4 protein-coding genes are annotated in these 2360 nt (G+C 71.4%); 3 read left to right on the forward strand and 1 reads right to left on the reverse strand.

Annotated elements, in window-relative coordinates; genetic code table 11:
• On the reverse strand, window positions 1-404 hold a 404-nt coding region (locus SACPADRAFT_RS24600; protein WP_007027310.1), incomplete at its 3' end, for a hypothetical protein.
• Between the two features lie 95 nt (window positions 405-499).
• Between SACPADRAFT_RS24600 and SACPADRAFT_RS0200865 the strand changes: the two genes are divergently transcribed.
• The 3 genes from SACPADRAFT_RS0200865 to pgk all read left to right on the forward strand — a co-directional run.
• A complete protein-coding gene (locus tag SACPADRAFT_RS0200865; RefSeq protein WP_007027311.1) occupies window positions 500-970 on the forward strand; it encodes an SRPBCC family protein in 471 nt (156 codons plus the stop codon).
• A gap of 217 nt (window positions 971-1187) precedes the next feature.
• The gene (gene gap, locus SACPADRAFT_RS0200870) at window positions 1188-2192 is read left to right on the forward strand and encodes a type I glyceraldehyde-3-phosphate dehydrogenase (protein WP_007027312.1); all 1005 of its coding nucleotides are present in this window, start codon (window positions 1188-1190) and stop codon (window positions 2190-2192) included.
• A 9-nt stretch (window positions 2193-2201) separates the two neighbouring features.
• Window positions 2202-2360 (forward strand): phosphoglycerate kinase (gene pgk / locus SACPADRAFT_RS30140; protein WP_198048238.1); only part of this gene is annotated, 159 nt, incomplete at its 3' end.

Below are 2360 nucleotides of genomic sequence, written 5' to 3' on the forward strand. Positions count from 1 at the left end.
TCGGCGGGTTCGGCCTCGTGGCCGGGCATCCCCGGGGTGCGCCGGGTGCGTTTGAGCTCGGCCTCGTGCGCGTGCCGCTGCCCCGGGGTCAGCGCCCGCGCCCGCGCGGCGAGCTCCCGGAACGGGTCGTAGTAGGTGTCCTCGTAGTCCTCGACCACCTGGTAGGTCCAGCGGCCGGGGAGGACGTTGCGGCCGACGAGCTCCCGGTCCAGCCGCGCGGCGAGGTCGGCGTGGCCCGCCTCCCGCAGCAGGGTGGCGGCCTCCTCCACGGTGAAGTCCGCGGTCCCGGTGAGGCGGTGGAACGCGTACAGGTGGCCGCGTGCCTGTTCGACCACCTCCAGCGCCTCGGTGACCTTTCCCACCGCCCGCACGGTCGCCGGGTCCGGCTCCGGTGTGTGTGCCATGCGGCCTCGGGTACCCGTCCGGCGGACGGTGATGCACCGGCACCCGGACCGTCCCCGGGACGGGCGGGGTGGCCGAGGACCCGAGGAGGTGACCGATGAGCACCGTGATGAAGGCCGTCGACGTCGAGGCGCCGCTGTCCGCGGTGTACAACCAGTGGACCCAGTTCGAGTCCTTCCCGGAGTTCATGGAGGGTGTCGAACAGGTCCGGCAGCTCGACGACACGCACACCCGGTGGGTCACCCGGGTGGGCACCGTCACCCGGGAGTTCGACGCGACGATCACCGAACAGCACCCGGACGAGCGGGTCGCCTGGACGTCCGACTCCGGGCCGCGGCACGCCGGCGTGATCACGTTCCACCGGCTCGACCCCGACCACACGCGCGTGACGGCGCAGATGGACATCGATCCGGAGGGCTTCCTGGAGAAGGTCGCCGACCGGACCGGGGTGCTGGAGAAGCGGATCGACGGGGACATGCACCGGTTCAAGGAGTTCATCGAGCGCCGCGGCCGGGAGACCGGTGAGTGGCGCGGGGACGTCTCCCCGCCCCCGACCTCCCGGTCCTGACCCACGCCGGGGGCGCCACGGCGCACGCCCGCCGACCGGCTGACGGCGGCGGTGCACGACCGGTTCTTAATCGATTCCGCCGGTCGCCCGCGGTGGGCCACGTCTCCCGCCGGGGTATTCCGGTCAGACCCTGGCCAACACGCTAGGGTGGCGGGTGAACCCGACGAGTGTCAGCCTGGGCCGGGCCCGGGCCGAGCCCCCCGAGGAGAGTAGAGCAGTGACGGTTCGCGTAGGCGTCAACGGCTTCGGCCGGATCGGCCGCAACTTCTTCCGCGCCGTGCAGGCGAGCGGCCAGGACGTCGAGGTGGTCGCCTTCAACGATCTCGGTGACGTCGCCACGATGGCGCACCTGCTCAAGTACGACAGCGTCCTGGGCCGGTTGAGCGAGGAGGTCACCACCAACGACGAGGGCATCGTCGTGGGCGGGAAGACGATCAAGGCCCTCGCCGAGAAGGACCCGGCCAAGCTGCCGTGGGGCGACCTCGGTGTGGACGTGGTCGTGGAGTCCACCGGCTTCTTCACCGACGCCGAGGCGGCCAAGGCGCACCTCGCCGGGGGTGCGAAGAAGGTGATCATCTCCGCGCCGGCGAAGAACGAGGACCTCACCGTCGTGCTCGGGGCCAACGACTCCGCCTACGACGGCTCGCAGACGATCATCTCGAACGCCTCCTGCACCACCAACTGCCTGGCACCGCTGGCGAAGGTGCTGCACGACGAGTTCGGCATCGAGCAGGGCCTGATGACCACGGTGCACGCCTACACCGCCGACCAGAACCTGCAGGACGGCCCGCACAAGGACCTGCGCAGGGCCCGCGCCGCCGCGCTGAACATCGTGCCGACCTCCACCGGCGCCGCGAAGGCGATCGGCCTGGTGCTGCCGGAGCTGAACGGCAAGCTCGACGGCTACGCGCTGCGCGTGCCGGTGCCGACCGGCTCGTCCACCGACCTGACCGTGACGCTGTCCGAGAGCGCCTCGCTCGACGACATCAACGCCGCCTACCGCGCCGCCGCCGAGGGGCCGCTCGCGGGCATCCTGCGCTACAGCGAGGAGCCGCTCGTCTCCAGCGACATCGTCACCGACCCGGCCTCCTGCATCTACGATGCGCCGCTGACCAAGGTGATCGGCAACCAGGTCAAGGTCGTCGGCTGGTACGACAACGAGTGGGGCTACTCGAACCGCCTCGTGGACCTGGCCGGGCTCGTCGGCTCGAAGCTGTCCTGAACCATGTCGGTGAAGACTCTCGACGATCTGATCGGCGAGGGCGTGGCGGGTCGGCGCGTGCTGGTGCGCGCCGACCTCAACGTCCCGCTGGACGGCGACCGGATCACCGACGACGGCCGGGTGCGCGCCGCGCTGCCCACGATCTCCCGGCTGGCCGGGGCGGGCGCG

Origin of the sequence: Saccharomonospora iraqiensis subsp. paurometabolica YIM 90007, from assembly GCF_000231035.2 — a bacterium.
GTDB lineage: Bacteria > Actinomycetota > Actinomycetes > Mycobacteriales > Pseudonocardiaceae > Saccharomonospora > Saccharomonospora paurometabolica.

Excerpts from the sequence above, each read along its gene's own strand:
- SACPADRAFT_RS0200865 (WP_007027311.1), top strand. The coding sequence starts at position 500 with ATGAGCACCGTGATGAAGGCCGTCGACGTCGAGGCGCCGCTGTCCGCG.